Raw genomic sequence first — 25,587 nt, forward strand, 5'->3', positions numbered from 1 at the left:
TTCAGATCTGTTCAATTTACTTCTATCCGCATTCTGCTATTGCACACTACAATTTCATTCACTACGACTTCATTCACTATAACTGCATTGCCCTTAACGGCTTAGCTTCTGCTTCAACAATGCCGCCAATGTATACCAACCGGCACCATCTGAACGGTGATCGCGTTCTTCCTGCTCCATATTGAGCCAGTATTCGCCTTCCAGCAGTTCGAACATTTGATAATGTGTAATCCACTGGCATAACGGATGGCTAGCTACCGCTTGCATCGGTTCATGTCCGTCATCCCAGTTATACTCCTGTACAACCGCATGTAGCAGAGCTGCATCATCGATGTGCTGGATCGCCTCACATGCTTGAGCGACAGATTCCTGATCCAAAATACTGTCGACAAGTTGTTGTTCCTTATCGGTCAGCTCCAGCCGGATAGCACCTGGCGTATTATGGAGCAGTTCAGCAGCTGCCCTATCTCCGCGCTTATGTGCTTCATACCAGGCGGTATACGGTACACCGTGCGGATGATCCAGCTTAGCTCCTGCTTCGACCAGTAGCTTCAATATCGCATACTGCTTGAATTTGACAGACTTGAACAAAGCCGTTTCGCCCAGCTTATCGGTCGCCTCCAGATCAGCATGGTGTTGTAAAAGTAACTCGACCTGTTCTACAGGCCGCTTATTCGTAATTAATAGCATAAGCGGTGTGCGTTCCCGTTGATCTCGCTCGTTCACATTCCCTTGCCGAACGGCAAGCTGCACTTGCTCCAGCGTGCCATTTCGACATATGTCTGTCCAGTTCATGTCGTGCACTCCTTCGCCCTCAGCGGTGATGTGTGATCGGATCGGATGACTGCTACGTTTACTAACCATTGAATACTGTAAAATGTCTACATGCCTGTACTACTCAGGCACCCGCAGAAATGACATCATAGCCCTGTTCTTCAATCACTTCGGTCAATTTCACTACATCCAGCTTGGATTCATCGTAGCTAATATCGACTGATTTGGCTTCCAGATTCACTTTGCCACTCGCACCAATCTCTGACAGTGCTCCCTCGACTGCGTTCACACAATGCTGACAGGACATGCCTTCAACTTCTAATTTCACCTGTGCCATAATTGTAGCCTCCCTAATATTGTTATATGCTCGCCTTCATTAGCTGTACGGCGATGATTTACCCAACTCCAATGATCTAAACCTTCTATTTCAATAGCTTGTTGATCGTAACGAGCAGCTCGTCGATCACTTCATGCTCACCGGATTCGATCCGTTCAACGACACAACTTTTCATATGACCTTCAAGCAGTAAGCGACCGACCGAATTCAATGCAGATTGAGCAGCAGCGATCTGATTCAACACATCATCACAATACGTATCCTTCTCAATCATACCTTTAATGCCGCGAATCTGACCTTCTACCCGATTAAGTCTGCGTACTAGATTGTGCTTCATTTCTTCCGAATGGTGACTGCGACGACTGGCATGATCGCCGGTTCCACAGGCATCCACATTATCGGTGTCAGGCAACTTCGTCGTGAGCAGTTCCTGCTCACTGGCGTTCATCTTCTCCATCCTGTGTCCCCCTTCCACGTCTAATCCAGCACGTTCATCTATACAGGATATGCCCAATAAGCAGAATGTGACTGTCTTTATTTTAACATACCCCCATAGGGTATTCAAGCGAGTATGGAGATCCTTTTTTACAAGCGAATATTATCTATCAAATATTGCTAAAACCATGCATCTTTCTCCATTTGTAAATACATTTATGCTACACTTGGAATGACTTTGTATGGAGTAGCTTTTGCTTATGCAATACTTGTGCTAACAACCACAAAAGCTACTTTGTTATACTGTGCAGAAGCGAATTCCTGTTTTTGTAAACGGTTAACGATGTTCGTGCTCTTCATCCAGTGAGACGACTCCTGTCACTGGTCGGCAATCTCCTGCTGAGACTCATCCTGCTCGGAATCGGAAATGCCCAGATGCCCCATCACCCGTTCTACTAGCTGTGGCGGATCGATTGGCTTGGTCAAAAAGTCGATCGCGCCGCCTCGTACACCTTTTCTGACCATTTCTGGGCGTGAGTCGCCGGACAATAACAACACCGGAATATCACGGGTCGCTGCTGTACGTTTGAGCTGGTCCAGTACGTCCAGTCCATCTCGATTGGGCAAATTAATATCCAGAATGATCAGATCGTAGCCTGTAATCCGCGAAGGAATGCGGAAAAACTCGGCTGCATCTTCATACGATTCCACCATGACATTTTCAGGCTCTAACAACTGCCTGACTAGCATGACAAATGGACTGCTATCATCAACAATACCAATCTTTTTCATCTACCACTTCACATCCTTATTCATTATTAAAGGGAGGCTTCCCATGTCCAAAGCAGAACGTTATCGGCAGATTATCGAGCAGACAAGGGTCCGTTTCCTTCAAGATGCCGCGATCAAAATGCACGATATGCACCAGAGCTTGCAGGACTACAATGGGCTAGAAGCGCCTGATGCTGACGCCGGTCAGGCGCTCGCTCATCAGATTCATCGCCATGTGCATGCCATCAAAGGACTGGCGCTCACCCTATCGTATTCAGGGATTGATGAGCTGTGTGGTGATATGGTTAACTACATTTTAAACGATTCGTCCAGAATATGGAAACGAGAACATGTGGATCGTTTACAGCAACAGGTTGACCAGCTGGGGCAACTTATTGATGAAGCGACAGCCAGCGCCAACAAGACGTAAATGGGTGTGCCCTACAGATCAACGTCCGTCTCTGCTTTTATCTTTCTACCGGGTTGGTCTGTTCTCCTTTTCCTGATACAATAGATCAGGTTGCAAGAGCGAATTTACGGAGAAAGGGGCACTTTGCAGTGGCACAATTGTTTTTTAAATACGGAGCCATGAATAGCGGCAAATCGATTGAAATTCTTAAAGTCGCCCATAATTACGAGGAACAAAATAAGCATGTCCTGATCTTCACGTCTGCGCTGGATACGAGAGACGAGATCGGCTATGTCTCATCACGCATCGGTGTTCGTCGTCAGGCGATTGCCATTCATGAAGACACGGATATTTTCAATATCGTTCAACATGTCACGCCGAAGCCTTCGTGTGTGCTAATTGATGAATGTCAATTTTTGAAAAAGAACGCCGTATTGCAGCTAGTCGATATCGTCGACAAGCTGGGCATTCCGGTTATGGGCTTCGGACTCAAAAATGATTTCCAAAACCAGCTATTTGAAGGCAGTCAGTATATGTTGCTCTACGCGGATAAGATTGAGGAAATGAAAACGATCTGCTGGTTCTGCGAACGTAAAGCAACGATGAATATGCGTATGCTTGACGGCCATCCGGTGTATACCGGTGAGCAGATCCAGATCGGTGGCAACGAAACATATTATCCGGTCTGCCGCAAATGCTATAATAACCCGCCTATATCGTGATCGAGCAGGCCTATGCTGTGTAGGACGTGTCTGTGCATGATGAAGTAAAATAAAAGAGCTGTCTGATTCCCTTTTATGGAGTCAGGCAGCTTTTTTACTTTACGTTTTGCGACGAGATGCTGTTTATGGTAATAATGTTGCTCTCTGTTCACAGGCTTTTATTTATACTTATGAAACAGCCATATCGGATGATCTTTCTCCCGATATGGCTGCCTATTTTATGCCTACGATCATGCTTATGCTATTATACAGCATCCCATTCAAACATTAGTTAACGCGTTCTACCTTCGGCTCCTCTTGTGGGCCTTTCGTTTCCAGTTCGAATTCTTTGCGTGTTTTCACATCCACAATGTTCAGGTTTACTTCAATTACTTCAAGGCCAGTCATGCGATTTACCGCTTCACTTACCTTTTTGATCAGTTCATTGAAGATCGTTGGGATGCTCTTGCCGTATTCGACCGTTGCTACTAGATCCAACGCTACCTGCTTTTCACCTACTTCTACATCTACACCACGGATCACATTTTCGGCATTGCTGAAGCGACCTGCCAGATTGCTAAAGAAGCCACCTTCCAGAGACAGGATACCCTGTACCTCATTTGCTGCCAATGCCGCGATCTTCTGAATGACCTGATCTTCAAAAGTCAGGGAATTTTTGCGTACCTGTATGCCTTGTGTTTGTGTCTCGATTGTGTCCAGTCTGGTTTCTGCCATGTTCAGTCATCCTTTCTGTGTTCAATCCATTTTTGGTGCTACTATTCGTTGATAGCAGCAATGTGTTATTGTTTGTCGACAGTGTTGCCATTCATGAAGCGGCAAGCGCAATGATTACGTTTGCCTCGTTATACCTGATCATTCTTAATATTTATAGTAAAAGGATTCGCCCGGTCTGAACCGAAATGCGATAATCCTGAATACTTGTTCATTTCATTCATATTTAACTATAATTCTCACATAAACCTTAACTCAACACTTGAACTAGACTTACGAAATATACGAGCAAAGATTAGCTTGGATAAACATCAATCTATCTATTGGATGAACATGCTATGCATCCAGCTATGCATCAAGCCGTAGCTTATGGGCTACCTCGTAAAAAACTGAATCCATCGTTGTACATCCATTGCGCCATCCTGCCATTTGCCAATCAGATAACCAACCAGCATACAGGCAACGATCAGCAGGGTATAACCGAAACCGATCGTGATCCATAAAATACCAACCATCAAGCCCAGCAGTGTCCATATAATCCGTCTACGGTAAGGCAATAATAGTTCCATCATGTCCAATGCAGACTCCCTCCTTTAAATGACACGGGCTACATTTTTGTTTTTGTTTTGCGTTTCTTCCTGACGCTCATCCACACGCACTTCTACACGTACATGATCGATTTGCAGCAGCTGCTTCAATTGTTGTTCCACGTGAAGCTGTAGATCACTGGCAGCATCAACCACATGACTCGTCGGAATCAATCCACCGCGAATGCTCGTATAGACGGCATTGTTGCGCTTTTGGAGCCGTGTGTAAATTTGCGGTTGCTTGAGTACATTTTTTTCCTTGACCGCATGGAAAATGGTCTGTTCAATCATATTTTGCGTCAGACGAATATGACCAACTGGAGTCGTAATATAAAGCGCCCGTGTCTTCGGACGAGCCAGCAATCCGATCAAAAACAATAGCGCAAACAGAACAAACAATACGAGTGCAGCGATTGCGACCGTTTGTAACGCCCACGGTTGTGCATTTAAGTATTGATCAACCATGTTCGAAAAGTTGCCCAGTGGATATACGATTGCGCCAAATACTGCCATCGCCGCCATCCCCACCAGTCCGATCAGTACAAAAGATAAACGTGTCAGCCTGTTCATGCCATCTCTCCTTCACTTGTGAGCAGTCTGGATCTGCTGCCCTTTTCTTGATTCCTATTCTTTATCGTTATAATGAGACCAGATATAGCTCAGATGCCGAGCTTATTTTCAAGTTCACGCCCTTATACTGGCATATGCTGGTTAAAAGCTGTGCTATCCGATCCAGCCCATCTGGATGTGCAGGCTGTCTTATTTTATCGCTTGCATGTACCTATTATCGTTAGTAAGACAATTTCAACATAGTAAGACCATTCGGTTGCCCGTATTGAACGATCGATACGCTGCAATAAAGCGGCAATAAAAAGGTTACAACATTGTTAATAAGAAGTTAGATGAAGCATGTTACATTTTTTGGCGGCCAGCCCGTCTTCTTCAACTCAAACAACTTGATTCATCATGTAAAGGCATTTCACCTGCACATCCTGTACGTTCCCTTCACTTCCTGTACCTATCATTCGCTTAACAGCAGCTAGGAAATAAGAAAATACAGCGTATTGCACTATGCCTGCACATGTACCAGGATACAAGTGATAATAAGCAATCGGATCACTGACTTATAGCTCACTTATATCTCGTACCCAATTGGTTTGTGCCAACTTCAATCCTGTTATTAACATAACCAGCCTTTTTATTAGTTGAATCACTTATTTATATGACTAAATTGTAAATTATGTTAACTAAATGGAGGGATTATGTAAATTGTTACTGTCCTCTTATCGCCTTTTCCTAGCGCAAAAAAGGGATTTCCGAGCTGCCAGCGAGCCGGCTCATTCGGAAATCCCCTGTTGGATCATAACTGTACTATGTGGTGAAACTATGATAACCAACCGATGCCAGCAAACTTCCCGTTAACTGGGCTAAATGCTCATGCGGTGGTAAAGGCTGCTCATCCAGTAGCGGCAGCATCGGATACGCCTTTGCGGCATTGCTGGCAAATACGATACTGCCTGTCATTTGCAGCAACGCCAGATCAAGCGATTGAAAATAAAATAATCCCTCTGCCCTTCCTTGCTCCAAATAATGACGTAGCAAGCTCCATGCAGGCAATGTATACCGCTGAATGATTTCGATTCGCTCGGAGCGCAGCGCCAATTCCTGATGTAAAATAAGCGAAATCTCCGGGTCCTGCTGCCATAGCTCAAATAAACGAGCGACCAGCTTTTCCACTCCGTTTACCGGATCAAGATTTTCCTGCCGCAGTGCATCCGAAAAGGGCTTGCCCAGCATAAACTCATCCAGCATCGCTTCAAACAACTGCTCTTTACCGCCATAATAATACGAGACAAGTGATATATTCGCATCAGCTTCACGGCAAATTTCGCGCACCGTTGTCGTATCAAAGCCGCGCGCCGCTGCCAGCTTGCGCGTCGCCTTCAAAATACGCAGTTTGACGTGCTCTTCATCCTTACTCACAGAAGTCACTTCCCTATATCCATTCAGTATCATTCGTTACGTTTACAATTAGGATTCAGTAATCACAACCGGAGCCGGAGTTGGCATGCGATCAGGCTTCCGCGATGTAGCAACTACGATGATGAGCAGTGCCACGATCATAATGATTACCAGCGCCAAACTATCCTTCGCTGTGCCCGTCCCTCCAAACAAAATGTTCATTAGTCCTTGCACCGCATAGGTGGCTGGGAAAATCTCACCCAGTACCTGATAAAAAGCAGGCAACAGTTCACGCGGCATCATCGCACCGGACGACACCAGCTGTGCGGACAGGATCAAAATGTTAAATAGCATGCCCGCCATCCCGAATACAAACAAGAACATTTGGGAAACGAACATAAAAGTTAGCAGGAACAATGCCTGAAATCCCCACAGGGCAAAGAAGCCATGTCCAAGCTGCCCACCGAGCAGCGCAACGAGCGAGGTGCCTACGAACGATACGACGATCGATGCCGCCGCAGTAACGAGCAGACGCACGGTCATACGCGGCCAGCGACCAAAGCGTGTAGCTAGTGCACGCGAAGAGATTTCGAAGTTTTGTCCCATAATCATCGCGCCCACATAGGAGGCAAGAATCATCATCATCGGCACCATCTGATTGTTCATGCCCTGTACCGGATTGACCGATTCGATATTGGATACAACACGCTGCGATAACGCGGTAGCCATGCTTTGCGTCTGCTGTGCAGACATTTGCCCAGAGCCGCTCAGCACGCCCTGCAATCCATTTTCGATTGCGACTTTATTCACACTGGCTGTGATGCCATCTGCAATACCGGTCATCATATTTTTGATCATCACCGGATTGGATTCGTTCACCAGATAATGAATCTGTGCCGGCTTAGTCGATGTGATCGTCGCACCAAAATCCGCCGGAATGTCCACGATCATCTGAATATCACGTGCTTGCAGTTGTTGCTGTGCTTGTTCCATCGTCAGCCCTGTCTTGAGTTGTACCGGCAATTTGCCGTTCAAACCGTTCACAACCTGCTCGCCAAATGTGCTGTCCTCGTTCACAACCGCTACACTTAACTGATTCAAACGGTCGGTAATGCCATGATACCCTGTCATCCATACGACTGCAAAAATCAACTGAAATAAAATAGCTGTAATGATGCCGACACGAGTGGTCGGTAAATGAAGAAATGCTTGCAAAATAGGTTTCATACCGTCTCCTTTGTACTCTCTTATTCTATACTTTCTTCGTCTGTTCGCAGCCGTTGTTTGCTACCGTATCATCTATTACCAATGAATGATCCATTTCAAATAAACGAATACTCTGTTTCAAACAAACGTTTTAAACATTTGTTTTATAACTATAAAAGCTGTAAGCGCATACTGTCAAAGCTAAAATTTTAACGATATTTTCAGCTACGATATACGTTTATATACGCCCATCCTATGCACAAAGGACAGACACAAAAAGAGCATAAATCATCACCAGCTATCGGAATGATCTATGCTCTCCCTCATCAATCATTATTTAATTATCATTCATTCTATTTTGTTGATCCGCTAAGCCTTAGTTAATCTGTTAAACCTTAGTTGATCCATTGTACAACTTGCTCTGTTGTACGTCTTTGTTTGGAACGCAGTTCCTTGTCTGTACGATAGCCAAACGCTGCCATCACACTGACGCCAAATTCGCTGTCATCCAGCAAGCCTTCTTCTTTGAGCAGCTTCTCTACATTATCGAGCTGGAAGCCTTCGATTGGGCAAGAATCAATGCCGATTTCTGCGGCTGCGGTCATCATATTGCCAAGCGCGATGTACGTCTGCTTGGAAGCCCAGTCAAACAAAGCGCGCTCATTTTCCAAAATGTTCAGATCGCGCTCCTGGAACTCACGATAGCGTCTCAGCACCTGATTGAACACTTCTTCCGGCATTTGCTTCACTTCGAGCATTTGCTCGCGCAGATACGGGGAATCGTAACGCACGTTTTTGCGTGCAAGGATAATGACAAAATGGCTCGCTGTTGGCAATTGTCCTTGTGCACCCCATGTGACTTCACGCAGCTTACCGCGCAATTGCTCATTTTGCACAACGAGGAACTTCCACGGCTCTGAACCAACCGAGCTTGGTGATAGACGTCCTGTTTCCAAAATGAAAGCAAAATCATCGTCCGAAATTTTGCGTGCTGGATCAAATGCCTTCGTTGCATGTCTGAAATGATAAGCGTCCAAAATCTCTTTTTTTCTTACTTCTTTATCCATGTATGGTTCCTCCAAATATATATATGTTTGATAACATATTTACTTTTAGTAACAATGAAATTATAGATTGTATTCGGTCTACTGTCAACCGAGGATTATCCCGTATGAAACCGCTGCTGCAAATCGATCAGGTCACGCAATGGATCATGAATCGGAAAATATTCAATGCCCACATACCCGTTATACTGGAGCTGCTTGATCGCATCCATCACATAATCATAATTCAGCTCGCTCATATACAGCTCATGTCGTCCTGGTGCACCGGCAGCCTGGATATGACCGACATGGCGGATATGATTTTGCAGTCGGGTAAGCACATTGCCTTCCATCACCTGCACATGGTACATATCATAGCAGACTTTAACGAGCGGATGGTTCACTTCCTCCACAATATCAAACGCAAGCTGTGATGTGTTCAGCACATATCCGCTCAGCTCACGGTCGATTGTCGTGTTTAACGGTTCGATGGCTGTGGTGACGCCCGTTTGCTCCAATATCGGAATCGCAGCGCGTAGCCCATCGATCAGGCTTTGTAGCATCTCATCGCGTGATAATCCTTCCTTTTCAAAACCAATCGTATGCACCATCGTGTCGCAATGCAGCGACTTTGCTGCCTCTGCCGTTTCTCGCAGTGCTTGCAGCGCCTCATCCCGGCGCTCCGGCTCCACCATCGTCGATGGACTGACCACAATCGTAGCTACATTCATACCCAGCTCCATTTGTAGTTGTCGAATCGCAGCCAGATCTTTATCTTTCCATGACCAGAACTCAATCGTATCCAGCCCATGCTCATGCAGCAACTTCATCACTTCCACAATATTTCGTCCTTGAAACAGTGTTTCTGTATTGTACGATAATTTCATGCTGTTCACTCCTAATCATTGGGGTAGTTATGGGGCTGAAATTGGGTTGTGGGGCGTACACCACTCCGGGAAGGAATAAGGGGACGGACTCCGGTCTCGCACAGGAATCTACGGAGTAGAAGTGAATGGTAGATTCCCGTGCTCGGAAGCTGTATGATATTTTGCTACACAAAAATCCCTTTTCATTAGACCCCGTGTTAGGAGATCGCTAACACTAGAGGTCGTCCTTTCCCCTTATTTCCTTCCCGCAGTGAAGTGCTTGCCGCAGCAAACGGATTTGCATACACATAACATTTTAGTAGCAATAAAAAACATTTAAACCTTTTATAACCATTTTTACTCATTATCAAAGTATAAAAAAAGCTTCTACATCGATAGTGGATGCAGAAGCTTTGGATATAGCAGCAGCTTTTATAAGTGTTTATGATCTCTAACATGTGGTTCAATGACAAATGGTTTTTAATGGTTTTTGTGACAGCGAAATACCTTAGTGCTGTATTTTTTTGATAGTGAAATACTTTACTGCTATCGTGGTTATGCTTTTCCGACATCGGGTTGAATACAAGACTATTTTTCCATAGCAAAATGCCTTACCTTTACAAAGTTTGTACCTGTCAAACTGGAAGTACAATCGTATAGGTGCCGGATGCTTTCACCTGGAAACGGAGTCCGTGTGCATACGTTTCGTTATAGTTTGTTAATGATGAATCTACGTATTGCTTTTGTCCGTCTGCTGGTTGGAATTCGACTTTGAGTTGCTTCAGTTGAGAAGATGTTAATGACGTATTTTCGATAGGTAAAGTGATATACATGTCGCCAGCGCTATCGCCTACATTGACCTGCATGGAGGTGGACTGTGCGCCTGCTGGTTGGGGTAGTGTATGGTCGGTATGCATCTGTACGTTCATATCACGCTGGGCAGATTTTTTCATCGTTTCTACTGGAATGACCAGTTCGCCATATAACGCCTTCACAGCCAGGCCATAGCCTGAGCTTGCCAGTCTCTCTCCGCCGGCTTTTGTTAACGTAAAATACAGATCTGCCACTTCTACCGGATTCGCAGCAGGCATAAGATATACACCGGTATCGCCACCATCTTTGCGTAACATATCGACAGTCAATGCAGACTCCTTCGGTCCGATGACCAGTTTATCACCGAGCCATTGATCCGCCTTGATCTGGCGTTCTACCGCTAGTGTCACCGGTCGTTTGCCACCCGGTTCATTGCTCACCATCTGTCCTGTAGGATAAATGGTAATCGCTGTAGCCGCAGGATCAGGTAACGTTTCTACTGGCACAGCCTCGCTTGTCGGCAACTGTCCCATATCTGATGTGGCCTCTATCACATTCGCTTGATTAACCCGTGATGATGCAGACACTGAAGTAGAAGCAGCCTGTACCGTTGACGAATGCGCGGCTACTTCATGTTCTGGCTCGGTTAACATAGCAATAACGAACGCACCGCTCCCACACAGAAGCAATAGTCCTGCTCCGGTTACACTTAATGTATGCGTGTGTACGAATCGACGTGTAGCTTGTAGCCAATCATGTAATTTCATATCCCTATTCTCCTTATTTCTCTGACTAATAAATTGCTAGGACCTACAATCGCTATGCTTTATTAGCCTGTATAGTCAGGAAAACGCAAACCGCGACAACAACATCTATTATGAAATAAATCGACTCCTTAAAGCCGACTCGACGTTTTTCATACCTACTCAGAATGTACTATTTATTCATTACTTTTATTCCAATAGTGCAACTTAAGTTAGACCCATTCCCCAAAAATCCTCTTCATAACAGGACGATACACCCTTACTATAGGCTAATTATAAATCATTTTAATTAGTAATAGTTGGAAATAGTAACAAATAGTACATTATTCCTATATCCTATTTTTTAGGATATTACTCTATTATTTATACGCACTATTTATACATAAGGTTGATCATTATTGAAGAATTTGTAAAAATAGTTTTGAGCCTTTTGTGTAAGGGTAAAGACAAAAGGAACTCTCTTTGAGGAGGTACTACTATGGGATTTATGGAAAATTGGAAAGCACTTCAGAAGTATTCTGCCCAATCGGCGGAACGGTTTTTGACCATCTATCTGAACACTGAACCAACTGCCAACACCCAGCCGGAATGGAAAATACGCCTCAAGAACGGTTTTAAAAAGCTAGCCGAGTACACCGAAGCTGGCGAGGAAAAACGCTATCTCGATATGCTGCTGGACATGCAAGCGAAGGTCGAAGAACGTATTGAAAACAGTCGTACAGAGATGAAAAAGGGTCTGATCATCGTGACCGATTCATCAGGCGGATTGTTCTTTTGCGAGAAGGTGCAGACGGGCGTGCCAAATGCTTTTTATTTTGAAGCGGAGCCGCATCTGGAAGAATTGGAAGCGATCATGTCACGTTGCCCGGCAGCTGGAATTGTACAGCTGAGCAATGACACGGTTACCATACTCGATAGTCTACTATGTGAGATTCATGGCGAACACTATTATGAATGGGATCTGGTCCATGATGAATGGCGTGAACGCTCCAGTCAAAATACGAGCGATCTCAAATCTGCGGTGAATAAGCAGCGCGAGAATTATTCCGAACAATGGGATGTGATTCGTCCGCGCTGGATTAAACGCCTCGTACCGATCATTGAACATATGGCGAAGGATAAGCAGTGGGAGGAAATTATTTTAAGCGGCGAGAAGCAGCTTGCTTCTCAGGTGAAGGAAGCACTGAATGCGCGTATTTCCGTCCATGTTGTACCGAAAAACTTGAGCAATATGAAGCCGAAAGACGTACTTCAGGAGGCATACGCTGTCCTACAGGATTAATCTGCTTCCAGGCGCTCTCACTGGATGCCTGGCATGGCTAATGTGACCTGTACAGCCATCCATGCTGGTTATGAATCTTTCTCCATTTTATGTGAAAGCAACAGCTCTCCGCCGGATCGAACCACGCTTCGATTACGGCAGGAGGGCTTTTTTTGAATGGTCTGGATCGTTTGGATCGCCAGTTTAGGTTACTTTATTGAATAACATTCGTTGTTGTTTATCATTACTTTGTTTATCGTTACTTTGTTTATCATTACTTCGTTTATTATGACTTCCTTTGTCGTAACTTCCTTTATCTTTGTTTTCTTTATCTTTGTTTTCTTTATCTTTATTTCTTCTATCGCTACTTCATTTTATTTCCTTTGTCGGCACTTCGTTTCTGATGCCAGTGCATACCAGTCAATCTGTGCAAGCAGAATTTAACAGAACACTTGTTCCTATTGTAAAATTTGTGTTATGCTACGTATAACAGTACCATGATAAGTATAACGCAGGCGTCTATTACTCTATTTTACATACCGCAGTATCGAACGAATTATACTTTCATCCGCTGTCTGCGCCAGCTGTTATGGTCTGCTTGATGAAGTGATGGAATGAACGATTAGAGCCATTATTTCATGCTGTAACCGCACACAATACATGTATACAACCAATCACATTAGGAGGGATATGATGAACATCCAGGTCACCGTCAAAAGTCCATCGCGACGTCGCAGCAGTCTGATGAACCAGACGATCGCACTGGCTGGTGAACCAACCACATTGCAGCAGTTACTTACGATGCTTGTGCAGTCGAGTGTGAATGCGTTTGTTGAACGGCAACATACCGGCAATATTTTACCGTATTTAACCGAGCAGGAAGTACAGCAGAGCGCAGACACAGGCAAGGTTGGCTTTGGACATGTGGAGGATACACGTGTGCCGGACGAGCAGCAGGCGATTGATGCAGCATTGCTCGCTTTCAAGGATGGACTGTACCGCGTATTTTGGCGTGATGAAGAGCTGACAGAGCTTGCTGCACCGTTAGCGCTACAGGAGAATGATACCATCGTGCTTATTCGGCTAACGATGCTGGCTGGACGACTATGGTAAGCAATCAACAACAGGCGAGGAACATGTTATGAATCGAAGACAACGGCAAAAAATTGTGCCATCGACATGGTTAATCATACATAGACAGGTGGCGCAGCAATCGCTTTATTCCATCTACATGATCGATTGGAAGCGCAAAGCTTGTTTTAGCTGGGAGGAATGGACTGAACGATCCGCTTTACTAGCATTTCGCATTCCTATGCGCCATAAGATAGGTGGACAGCATGCCACTGCACAGCCCTGTGCCAAAATCGCCAAAAAGGCGCTCTGGCTACATGTGGATGAGCAACAATATGATGAACTGGAACGGCTGTTTTATCGACCTGTTTCCCGTAAACGATGGGCTGCATGGTTACAGCAATAAGCTTACCTATACCCTCTATCACCATAACTATCACGTTCATCCGAAAGGAGCATTTCTATGGCAACCTGGTATGAAATAACGGTAGAACTGAAAACACGTTTTCAAGAGATTAGCGATACATTACAAGGTGACGAGAAACAGATCGCAGAGCTGTGCATCGAGCTAATGCAGACGATGTACGCGCCGAATAGTGAAGCTTACGAGCCGTTATGCAGTAAGCTGGAAGCGTTGGCAGCTGGAGACGAAGCGCGTTTGTTTGACCCCTTATTATCGGTGGCAAAGCATCTCGCTGGGCCAGAGATCATCGCCCCTGTACAATATATAATCAAGCACGCTACCGAATATCCATACAGCGCCGGCTATATGCGCAAACCTTACCGCACAAGCAACATCACACTACATAAAGGCCGCATTATTGAGAAAATGAGTTCTTTACTGCGACTATACGGCGGAGGCTTTGATCTGCATGCGTATTTGAAGCAACCGGATTATGATTGGCATCATATGCCGAATGAAGTTGCTATTGCCGATCTGATTGCACGCGCGCTGGATGAAGGCGATCAGACGATACGCGGACTGCTGATGGACATTATTCATGGTGAGAATCAGACGGCGCTGCTCAAACATTCGATGCTCAAAGGTATGCTTATATCCCATCAATCGGATTGTTATGCAACGGTCGCTGATTTGCTCGTGGCTGCACGTTTACAGGAGGGGTTGCGTCAGACGATTGCTGAGATGATGGACGAAGGCACATTAGCGGCAACGACGACACTGCTCGGTACGATTATAGAGCATGATTTGATTCGCTATAGCTCGATCGTGCGCGCACTGGATGTATGGACAGGCATGAATCTGGAAGCGTCGCAGCAGCGTGTAGCTAAGCAAGTCGTTCAATTCATCTATGATGCTTTACAGGATGAAAATGTACGTCACGAGTGGCTGACTAGTGAAAATGCGAACCAGATTTATATCAGTCTCTGGGCAACCGCAGTACATGAAGAAATGGATCTACCTGCACGCATTGAAACGGTGATCGACTCTGGTATTCGTTATCGCAAGCTGATTGCACTCTATGTACTGGCGAACAGTCAGTATGAGGAGCTGCGATTTACGCTTGCGCGCAAGTTACTGCACGAACAGGAGCTGAATCCGGCTACTGATCCAGAGCTATTTTACAGTGTACTGGTCAATTATGTGTACGGTTGCGAATTCATATGGGAGTTCCATAATGATGTGCTCGGTTCGGAACGTGTGCTGCGCATTCGTCGCACGCCGGTTTTAGAAGATCAGGCAGAGCGTGAGCGCGACTTTGTGCGTATTCGCGACCTGTTACAAATGATGCCGTCGAACGAGCTGTCTGGCACATCGGATACGCTGACCTTTTCGACGTATCAATTGCACACGGATATGCTCATCAATAAGCTGCTTTATCTGGCGAGCTATGAGCCTGATCCGGTGCGCATCTCGCAGGTGCTCGATATGAAGGATCAGATGTCACCTGATTTGCGCGGCCAGATTTTGGAGCATGTTATCAAAGATGGCGAAGACGCGGCCCAACGCCGCTTTGTACTGGATGCACTGAGCGACAAAAGTATGAGCAATCGTGAAAAAGCGGTTCGTTGTGCTACCCACTTCACGCTAAATGATGAGGAAATTCAGCGAATTGAGGATCTATTCCGGCTGAAAACAGGCTCGCTGCGCCAGGGTGGTATCCGTATGCTGCTATCGCAGCCAGAGGAACGTCTGGAGTCTGTGATCCCGCGTCTATTAAATAGCAAAACAGAACTGCAACGCCTTGCTGGACTGGAGTTGTTAACTGAGCTGCAAGCGAAATCGTCCCGACAGGAGCAATTCACAAGACTCGTTGGAGCGACAGCAGCGTTAACGAATCCGACCGCAAAGGAGCAGGTATTGCTAGATAAGCTCCAGAGTGAACAGGCTGAATATACAGCTAGCAATGGTTATGGTCTATACGATCCAGAGGAACAGCAGCCGTGGCTGAATGAGCCAGTAGATCTCGGCGATTTTCATATAACGCGTGATGTGCTGACAATGGAACCGGAGCGCATCAAGCAGATTTTTCAGGAGCTAAACGATCTGGTCTATGAGCAGCGAAATGTGGAGTATCAGCTCCATTACTCTAGCGGCTATACGATTGATCAGCTCATCGGTCACAGTCTGCAAGCGAGAACATCCATGCCTCTATTTGAACCCGTCCCGGAAACGTACAATGCGCTGGATGACTTTCCACAAGCTGACGTGTGGCGAGGCTATTTTGACAGACTGAAACTAACGCCGCCTGAACTGCTACAATTGCAATTTCACATCCGGCTTGAAGCACTGAATACTACGATTCATAATATGAGCTATTTCTGGTACTATCGCCAGTACTTCCCGAATAACGAAAACCTGCTGGACGGATGGCGTGAGGAGTATATGAAGTCGGTTTATCCGATGGATCAGATTCTGGATATTCAGCAGGCAAGGGAAAAGCTGGACTACCGCAATCAGATCGACTCCTTGCTCGGCGCACTGGCAGATGAATTGCTGGATGAACAATCCTATCATCTGAGCAATCTAGCTGTCCATGAGCTTCTGCAATCGTTCCCGCAGGAACATTTGAAAAAGGAAGCATTCGTGCTGAATCTGCTAATTAATCCGTGGGTTCGTGTGCTACGTGAGCGTACTATAGAGGATGAATCGTTCAAGGAACGCTTCCGCACATTGTATGCGATTGAACAAGTTAGCGAGCAATTGGAGTATGATCTGCATGGCGCTAATACGCTTGAAGATTATGCACGTGCGCATCTGATTGGCTGTATTAGCGAGCAAGCGATTTATCGTCTGGTGATGCACGATCCGAGCAGTAGCCGCCAGCTGATGCACGAAATGACGATGACGTATGCCAAAACGAATGTTGTGGATCGCTGCCCGAATTTGCAGCCTTTACGTGATCAGATTATCGCTCGTGTGCTCGATATCGAGCTTAAGCGCGGTGAATTGCCAACACCCGTATCACCGCTTGCTGCCAGCATTATGCGCTACTCTGGCATGAAGTATTTCATTTCTATTTTGACCCATTTGCAAAAAGAAACATTTGTACGTGGCTATATGTACGGTGGCGATTTTACGAAAAAAGAAATGTTCAGCCATCTGCTCAAAGGCTGTTATCCAATGGAAGGTGAAGACGAGCAATTGCTGGCAGAACTGCTGCAAACTCAGCCGGTATCCGAGCGTCGATTGCTGGAAGCGGCGATGTATGCACCACAATGGCTGGAAATTGTAGCGAAGCATCTGAACTGGAAAGGTCTGCGCAGTGCGGCATGGTATTTCCACGCCCATATTAACGAAACGTTCTCTGCGGAAAAGGAAACGATCGTTGCGCATTATTCGCCGATCACGCCGCAGCAGTTCAATGACGGCGCATTCGATCTGAACTGGTTCCAACAAGCGTATGAAGAGATTGGTGCGGAGCGCTTCGCGATTCTGTACGATTGTGCCAAGTACATTTCTGGTGGTGCCAATCATCGACGCAGTCAGCTGTTCGCCGATGCGGTGCTCGGTAAGCTGGATCTACAAAAAACGCATAAGCAGGTAGCGGATAAGCGCACAAAGGATCAATTACTCGCCTATAGCCTGATCCCGCTCGCATCCAGCGCGGAACGCGATACCGATCTGCGTGAACGTTATGAATTTATCCAGCTATTCCTGAAACAGAGTAAAGCATTCGGTGCACAGCGACGCGCGAGTGAAAGCACATCGGCAGCTATTGCGCTGGATAATCTGGCACGCAATGCTGGCTATGCGGATGTGACACGTCTGATCTGGGATTTGGAAGCGCGTAAGCTGGGCGATATGCTGCTTTATTTTAACGACTATGAAGTGGAAGACGACTTGCTTGTACGTCTGGATATCGATAACGAAGGTCAGACGAGTCTGGTCGCTACCAAAGGCGGCAAATTGCTCAAGTCCGTCCCTTCCAGATTGAATAAAAATGAATATATCGTCAAACTCAAGGAATTGAAAAGCGAACTGACTGATCAGTACAAGCGTGCACGTCAGGAGTTAGAGCGTTCCATGATTAATCAGACGGCATTCAAGTCGGAGGAAATCGTGAATCTGCTGCACAATCCGGTGCTATCACCGCTGTTCAAAGCACTTGTGTTCCGCAAAGTCGAAGATGGCAGCCTCGGTTACTTATCGAACGATGGCACAAGTTTATCTACGTCCTTCATACCTGAAGCAGGAACGCTGGACGCAACAGACGAAGTGACGATTGCTCACCCGATTCATCTGTTTGAAAGCGGACAATGGCAGGCATTTCAGCGTGATGCGCTGGAACGACAATTTTACGCGCAACAGGCAGATCGTGCGGATCAGGTGCGTCGTGAACCGTTCAAGCAGGTATTCCGTGAGCTATATTTGCCCAATGCGGATGAGAAGGCGAGTGGCATTATTTCCCGTCGTTACGCTGGACATCAGGTACAGCCAAGCAAAACGAGCGCGTTGCTACGCGGACGTGGCTGGACGGTGAACTATGAAGAAGGATTGCAAAAGGTCGATTACAAGCATAATTTAATTGCCAGCATCTATGCCCTTGCCGACTGGTTCTCTCCGGCAGATACCGAAGCACCAACGCTGGAAACGGTACAGTTTCATGACCGTTCCACCTACAAGCCGATTCCGCTAGAAGATGTGCCACCGATTGTATTTTCTGAGGTGATGCGTGATCTGGATCTGGTCGTGAGCGTTGCCCATGTGGGCGGTGTCGATCCAGAAGCCAGCCTGACGACGATTGAGCTGCGTCGTATTATTGTCGAAGAAACAATTCGCCTGCTGAAGCTGGACAATGTCAAGCTAGATCGTAATCATGCCATCATTGAGGGTAAGCTGGGCGAATACAGCGTGCATCTCGGCAGTGCGATCGTGCATAAACAAACCGTCGGCGCCATTCATATCGTACCTGTACATTCCCAGCACCGTGGTCGTTTATTCCTGCCATTCCTGGATGAAGATCCGCGCACAGCAGAGATTGTGTCCAAAATTTTGCTGCTGGCAGAGGATCAGAAGATTAAAGATCCACAAATTTTGGAGCAACTGCGGCGCTAAGGAGAAATAACGATGAATGAGGCGAAGATAGATCAGATGAAGATGAATCGATATTGTCAGAGCGTATTCGATCAGATGGATATGGCGATTGAGTCTGTGTTGGGCATCATCGACACATTGCGAGAGCAAGACTTAGCTGTCCGTCCCACAGCCGATAAAATGTCCGTTGGCGAATTGCTCGCTCATCTTGCCGTACTGTGTGAAGCCGATTATCTCATTGGTGCAGGTGCGTCAGAAGAAGAAATGGACGTGTTTTATGAGCAGAACGAGCCTGCTATGAACCGTGAAGCGATCCAACGCGCATTAACTATACATTATGCTGCACTCAAGCAAGGGATCGCCAGATTGAGTGATGACGAGCTGTTGACGAAGACGACTGCTTTCTGGGGCGGTGTTCATTCACGCTTTGAGTGGCTACTCGATACGCAGGCACACTTTTACCATCATCGCGGGCAGCTTCATGCGATGCTCGTGCATAATTTACAGCGTGATCCAAAGGTTCGTTTGTTTGAATAAACGTGTATATTTATAAAAAAACGCCAGCGACTGTCTATAGATGACAATCGCTGGCGTTTTCTATGCTAGAGTGCTCTATTTTTCTATATAAAATCCTAAGTTTAGCGACAATGCTAGTTCTTTGACCGAGATTCATTTCAGTTTTACAGCTGCTTTACATGTTGAATTATACGTGTGCCCGTACACAATCAAAGTTGATCTTTAACCTGATCTATATACTAGATACATAGATCACAGCTCATACTCATTCCACACCATCACGGCAGCTCCGGTGGACACGGCGGTTTCCTGCAATATGCCACGTGAAAACTCAGGATGATAGCTGCCCGAATAATAAATATTTTGCTCGGCGACTGAAATTGCTGTGTTATAAAATAAATCACCTGCGCTGATCATCACGCCGCCCAAAATGATCTGCTCAGGATGCAGCACATTGATCAGATTGGCGAGACCAATCCCAAGATAAGCTGCCGATTGCGCGAAAATTTCACGCACATACTCATTGCCCGATTCGAGCGCCTGTACGATAGTCGCAAAGTTAATCGCTTCTGGCTTAACCGCCAGACTACCACCGATCCATTGCTCGCGATTCATTTTACTGCGTGCGCGCACTTGCTGCTCGACTGCCTGCACCGAAGCGAAAGCTTCCAATGCGCCATAATTGCCGGTGCCATGCAGACGAGGGCCATCGGTCTGAATAATCATCTGTCCGATCGATCCTTCCATATCGACTGCACCGTGTACAATTTGTCCGTTCGACAGCATTGCAGAGCGCAGTCCTGTACCGACGTGCACATAGAGCATATGCCGAATATGCTCGCTGCGCACCATCCAATGCTCCCCGATTAGCGCCGTATTGGCGCCATTTTCCACGATCACCGACATGCCGGTCGCTTCTTCCAGCCATTGACGCAGTGGTACATCGTTCCAACCGGAAGCGGCAAAATAGAGCGGGTTCAAAATGCGCCCCTGCTCGCGACTTAGCGGCCCAACCGCTCCAACTCCCAGTCCAAGCACATGCTCTGCTGGAATACGATGACGGGCTAACAACTCCTGCACTTTCTCGCCCACATGCTGGGTCAAACGCTGCGGTGTCATGTGCTCGTCCATATTCCAGCGAACGAGTTCTAGTGGCCGCATTTCCATATCGTATAAACCTAGCACTGAATAGATACGAGAAATGTCCAATCCAAATATATACCGATGTCCCGGATTAATCTGATACAAAATCGGTCTGCGTCCCCCGGTGGACTGCCCGAAGCCGGATTCCATAATCCAGCCTTCCCGTGACAGTTCATCCAGCAAACGCGTTAGACTGCTACTCGTCAGTTGGAACTGCTCCATAATCTCCGCCTTGGAAATATCTCGCTGCGCAGCAATGCGATCGTACACCGCTTTTTTGACGGACGGCATCCCTTTGAACTGTTTAGCCATATCGCCCCACCATTTCCTATAATTCTGATCGGAATTGTTTTAACTATTATATCCGGTTTTGAATGGGAATGCTATGGATTTATGTCATTTATTTAGCTGTTTGCCAGGCTGATGTCGTTTCTTCAATATGCTGCGCCTTACTGTTGCCGGTCTGGTCGGGTTCGCTTGCATCTATAGCGCGATGACTGTGCTGTAATACTTCATCATGAGCAAAATACGTATACACCCGATTTGGCTCATCTGTGAATACAACGTCGACATAAAAAGTAGGCAGCATGATGCCCCATACTCCTTGTACCGAAGCGATCTCTTCTAGTTTGTAATGCTCGTGTTGGATGAGATAGGTATGTACTCGCTCGGCAAACACTTGCTTCTGGTAATGCACGGCAATAAATGGAGATGCCGCACAGCCTATAATGATTAGCACCAGCAATGTGGTGAGAATGAAACGGACGATAGGATGCGGGCGTGAGAAGCGTCCCTTTATATGATCGGGAACAGTGCTGGACGTTTGCGGATGTTTCGATAGATGAGTTGATTCGGTCGGTGATGATAGTCGGGATGACATGATATCGACCTCCATAATAGGTATGGCTACGTTCATGTTGGCATGTTTGGATCGAGTGCTAAAAGACTATCATAGTATGTAATTACATAAAATTCCATATATTGTTTGTAACTTATCGCGTTATGGGCTGGATCTGCACTCTGCACTCTGCACTCTGCACTCTGCACTCTGCACTCTGCACTCTGCACTCTGCACTCTGCACTCTGCACGATTAAGTGTATGGGCATCGAACTTGTAAGACTACATAAAAAAACCGCAATCACATGGATAGCGGCTTTTTATTGTTATTTTATTTCGAATCGATCTACTACTCGACACTATTTCAATAGATATAGCTTATCGATCTATAGGGATTATATCTATAAGCATCTTATTTATAAAACTAGACCTTATGCAGTGTTCGTATTTCCTTACTTTCTTTCTTACTTCGCCTCAGTGACAACGCTGATACGCTCGCCTACATGGGCTGCTTTTTCCGATTCGTCTACGATCGCGATCGCGTAGTCAGCATAGCTGGAATAGCTATTGCCTTCGCTGTTTACGGTCAGTTTCTCGCCTGCGAGTGTATAAGAACCAGTGCGAGGGCCGTTTGGATCAAAGAATGCGCCCGGGCTTACGAATGTCCATTGGATACCAGAGGACTGCTTCAAGTCTTGCAAGTTTTCACCCTGCTTGGATGCTGTTGGTTTGTACTGTTCTGGGAAGTCCGGTGTATCGATCAGACGTGTCGTTAACGCATCGTCTACATACAGACTGCCTGCGCCGCCAACGACGATCAGACGGGTAGTACTAGCACCTTTTAAAATCTCGATCAGATGACGACCGACCGGTACATGCTCATCTGCATTCGGTGTACCAAACGCATTAACCAGCACATCAAAGCCGCTAACATCGTCTGTGGTCAGTGCAGTCACTTCTTTTTCGACTACGTTCAGTTTGCTGTTCTGTACTTTGCTTGCATCACGCACGATTGCGGTCACTTCGTGTCCGCGATTCAATGCTTCCTCTGCGATCAACGAACCTGCTTTACCTGTTGCTCCGATCACTCCGATTTTCATGTGTAGTTCCTCCCTGGTTTGGTCATTTATGTGTATAGGGTGAAGCTGTTATTCATTTTCGCTTACATGTAACTATTTTAGTTACAATTGATTCTGCTGTCAACTATTTCTAAAATGATGCCTATTCGAGGATAGCAATATTATCGTATTGGAGAATAACGATGTCATCGTATTGGAGGATATGATCTGGTCTGCTAATGCGACGCTATGATCGTGTTTAGCAATGGAATTGAGATCGTGTTTAGATGTGATGATGTTTGTATGGAGTGATGTTTGTATAGGATGATGTTTAGATGCGATAAAGGTCGTATTTAAAGTAGTATGAAAAAAGAAAATCTATCTCCTGTACTGACACCTGAAAGCTAAATGCTCATCATTCGATGACACTATTCGCTTATGCTACAATACATACAAACATGCATCGCACATACAAACATACACAGCGCATAAACAGACTGTACTCCAACGTTTCCTTAGCCGGTATACAGGTGAAGTACATACAGGATACGTTGTTAGCTCCATAGTTATCATTGTACCGTCATACCTATACTGAAACGTGATTTATCCATTTATTTCCACACCAATCTTTCTATATCAAGCAAGGAGTGAAGATGATGAACAAACTCGCATGGATTGGCACCGGACATATGGGATTGCCGATGGCACGCAATCTGCTCAAAGCCGGTTATGCCGTGCACGTATACAATCGTACAGCGGAAAAAGCAGCCCCATTACAGCAGGATGGCGCAACTCTTGCTTCCACAGCAGGCGAAGCTGTCGCTGATGTAGATACCGTATTTATTATGCTAACTAAAGGCGATGCGGTAGAAGCGGTGCTGAAAGGCGAGCACGGAATTTTGAAGCATATTTGTGAAGGCGCCTGCATTATTAATATGAGCACTATTAGCCCGGATGAGGCACGAACATTTGCAGCGCTGGCGGCAGAAGTGGGTGCGATCTATGTGGATGCGCCGGTATCAGGTACAGTTGCGCCTGCGGAGCAAGGGCAGCTGGTCATTCTGGCAGGTGGCTCTGCTGATGCTGTGGAACGCTGTCAGCCGTATTTTGATATTTTGGGCAAGCATACGATTCATTTTGGCGAGGTGGGTGCGGGTAGTTCTGCCAAGCTATCGATCAATCTGATGCTTGCGGTAACGATGCAAGGGATCGCCGAAGCGCTGGTCATCGGCGAGCAGGCTGGACTGAAACGTGCGCAATTGCTGGAGATGATCGGTCAATCGGCGGTCGCTACACCGATGCTGAATGCGAAGCAAAAGATGCTGCTCGAAGAGCAATTTCCATCCGCATTTATGGTTAGCCTGCTATCCAAAGACCTCGGCCTGCTGATGGACGAAGCACGTAAAAACGATATCGAATTACCTCTGTCCGCAGCAGCCAGTCGTACATTTGCCGATGCGGTCGAGCATGGTAAAGGTGAAATGGATATGGCAGCGATCTGGTTGGAGTTGCAGGAACGAAATCAGAAGTGAGGACAGCAGTCCAAAATGAAGAGCGGAATGAAACATCAAAGAAAATGTAGCGGATAACCCGTATCCCGTTCGAATAAAATGATATATTTTTTCTTTGCTTTTCTTTGCTTTTCTTTGCTTAAAATGAATACCAATCTATACACTTTATACGACGTATACGACTATAAAGTCGGAATACAATCGTATGAAAACACAAGGATCAACGCACACAAAATGCACACAAAAGCCATCCATCATGCAGAACAGTAAGCGGAATACAACTGCAATTGTTCAGCATAGGAATGGCTTTTGGGGCTTTGATCTATATCTTTTTTGGCTTCAACCTGAATTTCATCACTCAAAATAACGCATATGCGTATATTCGTTATTTCAATTTTATTCCAACCCCCTACGAATATACTCAATAATCGACTCCGCCACACGAAATTGGCTCTCATCGTTACGAATCACAATATCACATTGCGCCAGTGCCGCCATCTCCTCGTCAAACGAAGCCATACGAAATTGCTGCTCTTCGATGCTCACCTTGCGTTCAAATAGTCGACGTTCCAGCTGCTCGCGACTGGCGCTCACACCGATCAGCAATGCGCGCTCCCCTAGCAATTGTTTGACCAGTCGTGCGCCTTTTGGCTCCATCACACTGGAACGTGGCTGTCCATCCTGACCTGCTTCCTCCAGCGAACGAATGCTCGTTCCGTACAAATTGCCACGATATTCGTTAATCTCCAGCATCCGTCCCTGACGATGCATCAGTTCGATCTGCTCACGTGTGGCAAAATGGTATTCTCGTCCATCCTGCTCACCTGCACGCGGTGCGCGAGACGTCCAGGTAACGATGCGTGGCAGTCCGAGCCGCGCTTGCAGTGTACTTTTGCCTGAAGCACTTGGGCCTTGAAATACAACGATTGAAAACGACATAATATCCCTCCGGTGATGTTCTAGTAGAAGCGTGCATGTACCTAGCGACTGTTCAATTGATTTTTAGCGGCTAGCTGCTTATTCACTTGATGTCTAGTTGATGTTTGTCTACTGGATATGGATCGGTTTAAGATGGATGAGCCGATCCGTTTGTTAAGAAAATCGGCATTGATGGTTAGCTACTGTACATGATCAGCTACAACAAACGATATGCTCGTATTATATGCTAAAAGCAGCTTCGGCTAAAGCGATAGGTATCGGATATGTCTTGTCTACAAACGCATCCTTAGACGCATCATTCGCCCACTTCGCCAGCCTTCTTTCCCCTTCACTGCTTGATCGCCTTCCAATAT

At 46.1% G+C, this 25,587-nt stretch carries 24 protein-coding genes; 8 read left to right on the forward strand and 16 right to left on the reverse strand.

The window, feature by feature from the left end:
• Nucleotides 1-93: 93 nt before the first annotated feature.
• The 4 genes from AAHF22_RS07400 to AAHF22_RS07415 form a co-directional block, all read right to left on the reverse strand.
• On the reverse strand, nt 94-795 hold the full coding sequence (locus AAHF22_RS07400; protein WP_347324355.1) for a DUF4274 domain-containing protein: 702 nt from the start codon (nt 793-795) through the stop codon (nt 94-96).
• A 103-nt stretch (nt 796-898) separates the two neighbouring features.
• The gene (locus AAHF22_RS07405; protein ID WP_347324356.1) at nt 899-1,111 is read right to left on the reverse strand and encodes a cation transporter; all 213 of its coding nucleotides are present in this window, start codon (nt 1,109-1,111) and stop codon (nt 899-901) included.
• 85 nt (nt 1,112-1,196) lie between these two features.
• Nucleotides 1,197-1,559 carry a metal-sensitive transcriptional regulator gene (locus AAHF22_RS07410; RefSeq protein WP_347324644.1) on the reverse strand — a complete coding sequence of 121 codons (363 nt, stop codon included), beginning with the start codon at nt 1,557-1,559 and terminating at the stop codon, nt 1,197-1,199.
• A gap of 365 nt (nt 1,560-1,924) precedes the next feature.
• Nucleotides 1,925-2,338 carry a response regulator gene (locus AAHF22_RS07415; RefSeq protein WP_347324357.1) on the reverse strand — a complete coding sequence of 138 codons (414 nt, stop codon included), beginning with the start codon at nt 2,336-2,338 and terminating at the stop codon, nt 1,925-1,927.
• A gap of 43 nt (nt 2,339-2,381) precedes the next feature.
• On the opposite strand from AAHF22_RS07415, the gene AAHF22_RS07420 reads away from it, so the two are divergent.
• Together AAHF22_RS07420 and AAHF22_RS07425 are read left to right on the forward strand one after the other, a co-directional pair.
• Nucleotides 2,382-2,747, forward strand: coding sequence for an Hpt domain-containing protein (locus AAHF22_RS07420; protein WP_347324358.1), 366 nt, complete (start codon nt 2,382-2,384; stop codon nt 2,745-2,747).
• Between the two features lie 128 nt (nt 2,748-2,875).
• Entirely contained in the window at nt 2,876-3,448 is a 573-nt protein-coding gene (locus tag AAHF22_RS07425; RefSeq protein WP_347324359.1) for a thymidine kinase, read from the forward strand.
• A gap of 267 nt (nt 3,449-3,715) precedes the next feature.
• On the opposite strand, the gene AAHF22_RS07430 is transcribed toward AAHF22_RS07425, so the two are convergent.
• From AAHF22_RS07430 to AAHF22_RS07465, 8 genes are all read right to left on the reverse strand, one after another.
• Complete coding sequence (locus AAHF22_RS07430) at nt 3,716-4,162, reverse strand: Asp23/Gls24 family envelope stress response protein (RefSeq protein ID WP_347324360.1); 447 nt, start codon at nt 4,160-4,162, stop codon at nt 3,716-3,718.
• A 371-nt stretch (nt 4,163-4,533) separates the two neighbouring features.
• Nucleotides 4,534-4,731: a DUF2273 domain-containing protein gene (locus AAHF22_RS07435; protein ID WP_347324645.1), complete on the reverse strand. Its 198-nt coding sequence runs from the start codon at nt 4,729-4,731 to the stop codon at nt 4,534-4,536.
• A gap of 21 nt (nt 4,732-4,752) precedes the next feature.
• Nucleotides 4,753-5,316: an alkaline shock response membrane anchor protein AmaP gene (gene amaP, locus AAHF22_RS07440; RefSeq protein ID WP_347324361.1), complete on the reverse strand. Its 564-nt coding sequence runs from the start codon at nt 5,314-5,316 to the stop codon at nt 4,753-4,755.
• Nucleotides 5,317-6,117: 801 nt separating this feature from the next.
• Nucleotides 6,118-6,729 carry a TetR/AcrR family transcriptional regulator gene (locus tag AAHF22_RS07445; RefSeq protein ID WP_347324362.1) on the reverse strand — a complete coding sequence of 204 codons (612 nt, stop codon included), beginning with the start codon at nt 6,727-6,729 and terminating at the stop codon, nt 6,118-6,120.
• A gap of 48 nt (nt 6,730-6,777) precedes the next feature.
• Nucleotides 6,778-7,935: a YhgE/Pip domain-containing protein gene (locus AAHF22_RS07450; protein ID WP_347324363.1), complete on the reverse strand. Its 1,158-nt coding sequence runs from the start codon at nt 7,933-7,935 to the stop codon at nt 6,778-6,780.
• Between the two features lie 374 nt (nt 7,936-8,309).
• Complete coding sequence (locus tag AAHF22_RS07455) at nt 8,310-8,981, reverse strand: NAD(P)H-dependent oxidoreductase (RefSeq protein ID WP_347324364.1); 672 nt, start codon at nt 8,979-8,981, stop codon at nt 8,310-8,312.
• 95 nt (nt 8,982-9,076) lie between these two features.
• Nucleotides 9,077-9,844, reverse strand: coding sequence for a TIM barrel protein (locus AAHF22_RS07460; protein WP_347324365.1), 768 nt, complete (start codon nt 9,842-9,844; stop codon nt 9,077-9,079).
• A gap of 614 nt (nt 9,845-10,458) precedes the next feature.
• A complete protein-coding gene (locus AAHF22_RS07465; protein ID WP_347324366.1) occupies nt 10,459-11,403 on the reverse strand; it encodes a hypothetical protein in 945 nt (314 codons plus the stop codon).
• Nucleotides 11,404-11,878: 475 nt separating this feature from the next.
• Between AAHF22_RS07465 and AAHF22_RS07470 the strand changes: the two genes are divergently transcribed.
• From AAHF22_RS07470 to AAHF22_RS07490, 5 genes are all read left to right on the forward strand, one after another.
• Complete coding sequence (locus AAHF22_RS07470; RefSeq protein WP_347324367.1) at nt 11,879-12,682, forward strand: VLRF1 family aeRF1-type release factor; 804 nt, start codon at nt 11,879-11,881, stop codon at nt 12,680-12,682.
• Nucleotides 12,683-13,354: 672 nt separating this feature from the next.
• Nucleotides 13,355-13,774, forward strand: coding sequence for a hypothetical protein (locus tag AAHF22_RS07475; RefSeq protein ID WP_347324368.1), 420 nt, complete (start codon nt 13,355-13,357; stop codon nt 13,772-13,774).
• 28 nt (nt 13,775-13,802) lie between these two features.
• On the forward strand, nt 13,803-14,138 hold the full coding sequence (locus AAHF22_RS07480) for a hypothetical protein (RefSeq protein WP_347324369.1): 336 nt from the start codon (nt 13,803-13,805) through the stop codon (nt 14,136-14,138).
• Nucleotides 14,139-14,195: 57 nt separating this feature from the next.
• Nucleotides 14,196-19,250 carry a DUF4132 domain-containing protein gene (locus tag AAHF22_RS07485; RefSeq protein ID WP_347324370.1) on the forward strand — a complete coding sequence of 1,685 codons (5,055 nt, stop codon included), beginning with the start codon at nt 14,196-14,198 and terminating at the stop codon, nt 19,248-19,250.
• A gap of 12 nt (nt 19,251-19,262) precedes the next feature.
• The gene (locus tag AAHF22_RS07490) at nt 19,263-19,766 is read left to right on the forward strand and encodes a DinB family protein (RefSeq protein ID WP_347324371.1); all 504 of its coding nucleotides are present in this window, start codon (nt 19,263-19,265) and stop codon (nt 19,764-19,766) included.
• A gap of 231 nt (nt 19,767-19,997) precedes the next feature.
• Here AAHF22_RS07490 and AAHF22_RS07495 read toward each other — a convergent pair whose 3' ends face one another.
• From AAHF22_RS07495 to AAHF22_RS07505, 3 genes are all read right to left on the reverse strand, one after another.
• Nucleotides 19,998-21,200: an ROK family protein gene (locus AAHF22_RS07495; RefSeq protein ID WP_347324372.1), complete on the reverse strand. Its 1,203-nt coding sequence runs from the start codon at nt 21,198-21,200 to the stop codon at nt 19,998-20,000.
• 88 nt (nt 21,201-21,288) lie between these two features.
• Nucleotides 21,289-21,768, reverse strand: coding sequence for a DUF3139 domain-containing protein (locus AAHF22_RS07500; RefSeq protein ID WP_347324373.1), 480 nt, complete (start codon nt 21,766-21,768; stop codon nt 21,289-21,291).
• A 422-nt stretch (nt 21,769-22,190) separates the two neighbouring features.
• Nucleotides 22,191-22,826 (reverse strand): NAD(P)-dependent oxidoreductase, encoded by a 636-nt coding sequence (locus AAHF22_RS07505; protein ID WP_347324374.1) that lies wholly within the window; start codon nt 22,824-22,826, stop codon nt 22,191-22,193.
• Nucleotides 22,827-23,440: 614 nt separating this feature from the next.
• Here AAHF22_RS07505 and AAHF22_RS07510 point away from each other — a divergent pair.
• Nucleotides 23,441-24,316, forward strand: coding sequence for an NAD(P)-dependent oxidoreductase (locus AAHF22_RS07510; RefSeq protein WP_347324375.1), 876 nt, complete (start codon nt 23,441-23,443; stop codon nt 24,314-24,316).
• Nucleotides 24,317-24,691: 375 nt separating this feature from the next.
• Here the strand turns inward: AAHF22_RS07510 and AAHF22_RS07515 are convergent, their stop codons facing one another.
• Entirely contained in the window at nt 24,692-25,234 is a 543-nt protein-coding gene (locus tag AAHF22_RS07515) for a guanylate kinase (RefSeq protein ID WP_347324376.1), read from the reverse strand.
• Between the last annotated feature and the right edge of the window lie 353 nt (nt 25,235-25,587).

The organism is Paenibacillus wenxiniae (genome assembly GCF_039822605.1).
GTDB classification, from domain to species: Bacteria; Bacillota; Bacilli; order Paenibacillales; family Paenibacillaceae; genus Saccharibacillus; species Saccharibacillus wenxiniae.

What these genes read in the sequence shown, in the direction of transcription:
- AAHF22_RS07400 (WP_347324355.1), bottom strand. Translation starts at nt 795, where the DNA reads ATGAACTGGACAGACATATGTCGAAATGGCACGCTGGAGCAAGTGCAG.
- AAHF22_RS07405 (WP_347324356.1), bottom strand. Translation starts at nt 1,111, where the DNA reads ATGGCACAGGTGAAATTAGAAGTTGAAGGCATGTCCTGTCAGCATTGT.
- AAHF22_RS07410 (WP_347324644.1), bottom strand. Translation starts at nt 1,559, where the DNA reads ATGAACGCCAGTGAGCAGGAACTGCTCACGACGAAGTTGCCTGACACC.
- AAHF22_RS07415 (WP_347324357.1), bottom strand. Translation starts at nt 2,338, where the DNA reads ATGAAAAAGATTGGTATTGTTGATGATAGCAGTCCATTTGTCATGCTA.
- AAHF22_RS07420 (WP_347324358.1), top strand. Translation starts at nt 2,382, where the DNA reads ATGTCCAAAGCAGAACGTTATCGGCAGATTATCGAGCAGACAAGGGTC.
- AAHF22_RS07430 (WP_347324360.1), bottom strand. Translation starts at nt 4,162, where the DNA reads ATGGCAGAAACCAGACTGGACACAATCGAGACACAAACACAAGGCATA.
- AAHF22_RS07435 (WP_347324645.1), bottom strand. Translation starts at nt 4,731, where the DNA reads ATGATGGAACTATTATTGCCTTACCGTAGACGGATTATATGGACACTG.
- amaP (WP_347324361.1), bottom strand. Translation starts at nt 5,316, where the DNA reads ATGAACAGGCTGACACGTTTATCTTTTGTACTGATCGGACTGGTGGGG.
- AAHF22_RS07450 (WP_347324363.1), bottom strand. Translation starts at nt 7,935, where the DNA reads ATGAAACCTATTTTGCAAGCATTTCTTCATTTACCGACCACTCGTGTC.
- AAHF22_RS07455 (WP_347324364.1), bottom strand. Translation starts at nt 8,981, where the DNA reads ATGGATAAAGAAGTAAGAAAAAAAGAGATTTTGGACGCTTATCATTTC.
- AAHF22_RS07460 (WP_347324365.1), bottom strand. Translation starts at nt 9,844, where the DNA reads ATGAAATTATCGTACAATACAGAAACACTGTTTCAAGGACGAAATATT.
- AAHF22_RS07465 (WP_347324366.1), bottom strand. Translation starts at nt 11,403, where the DNA reads ATGAAATTACATGATTGGCTACAAGCTACACGTCGATTCGTACACACG.
- AAHF22_RS07470 (WP_347324367.1), top strand. Translation starts at nt 11,879, where the DNA reads ATGGGATTTATGGAAAATTGGAAAGCACTTCAGAAGTATTCTGCCCAA.
- AAHF22_RS07475 (WP_347324368.1), top strand. Translation starts at nt 13,355, where the DNA reads ATGAACATCCAGGTCACCGTCAAAAGTCCATCGCGACGTCGCAGCAGT.
- AAHF22_RS07480 (WP_347324369.1), top strand. Translation starts at nt 13,803, where the DNA reads ATGAATCGAAGACAACGGCAAAAAATTGTGCCATCGACATGGTTAATC.
- AAHF22_RS07485 (WP_347324370.1), top strand. Translation starts at nt 14,196, where the DNA reads ATGGCAACCTGGTATGAAATAACGGTAGAACTGAAAACACGTTTTCAA.
- AAHF22_RS07490 (WP_347324371.1), top strand. Translation starts at nt 19,263, where the DNA reads ATGAATGAGGCGAAGATAGATCAGATGAAGATGAATCGATATTGTCAG.
- AAHF22_RS07495 (WP_347324372.1), bottom strand. Translation starts at nt 21,200, where the DNA reads ATGGCTAAACAGTTCAAAGGGATGCCGTCCGTCAAAAAAGCGGTGTAC.
- AAHF22_RS07500 (WP_347324373.1), bottom strand. Translation starts at nt 21,768, where the DNA reads ATGTCATCCCGACTATCATCACCGACCGAATCAACTCATCTATCGAAA.
- AAHF22_RS07505 (WP_347324374.1), bottom strand. Translation starts at nt 22,826, where the DNA reads ATGAAAATCGGAGTGATCGGAGCAACAGGTAAAGCAGGTTCGTTGATC.
- AAHF22_RS07510 (WP_347324375.1), top strand. Translation starts at nt 23,441, where the DNA reads ATGAACAAACTCGCATGGATTGGCACCGGACATATGGGATTGCCGATG.
- AAHF22_RS07515 (WP_347324376.1), bottom strand. Translation starts at nt 25,234, where the DNA reads ATGTCGTTTTCAATCGTTGTATTTCAAGGCCCAAGTGCTTCAGGCAAA.